Annotated in this window: 1 protein-coding gene; it reads left to right on the plus strand. The window is 38.0% G+C overall.

Going from position 1 to position 516, the window contains the following annotated elements; genetic code table 11:
• The coding region (locus JHD59_RS22100) for a hypothetical protein (protein ID WP_199155851.1) at window positions 1–516 on the plus strand (516 nt) is incomplete at both ends.

The raw sequence follows: 516 nt of genomic DNA on the forward strand, positions 1-516 counted from the left end.
CTACTAAACCGGTTGATTTGTTTCTTTATGAGACCGAACTAGGCTATCTGCTGACTAAGGTTCTTTATTCGTTAACTGGCCCTGTGCTTATAGAACATTTGTCTGATCTTGAATTAAGTGTAGAGATCACAACATTCTTACGTGTTGTAAATGAATCTGGAATTCTTGAAGCCTTGTGGAGGGGGCGGGAGCCGAAGAAGGTGGAATTGAAAGAAAAGGTCAGAATTTTGAATGAGTTTGTAGATCAATTCAGATTGGCTGCAAAGAGTAAAGAATTTAAACAGGCAGTCAATTCTAGCAACAGAAGAGTCAATAAAAATAGTAGAAGTGTGGAAAAATATTTAGATTCGGTTTTTGAGTCGTACTCGCGTATCTTATTCATTCGTCTCGATTTAGGCTATCGAAAGCCAAAGAGTATGGGGTATGGGGAATTTGCAAGACATATTACAGAAGAGCGTGCTAGAAATGACTTAGAAGTATTTCTCGATAAAAATGCACCTGTCTCTTATACACATC

Source organism: Chromobacterium sp. ASV23, assembly GCF_016428945.1.
Taxonomy (GTDB): domain Bacteria; phylum Pseudomonadota; class Gammaproteobacteria; order Burkholderiales; family Chromobacteriaceae; genus Chromobacterium; species Chromobacterium sinusclupearum.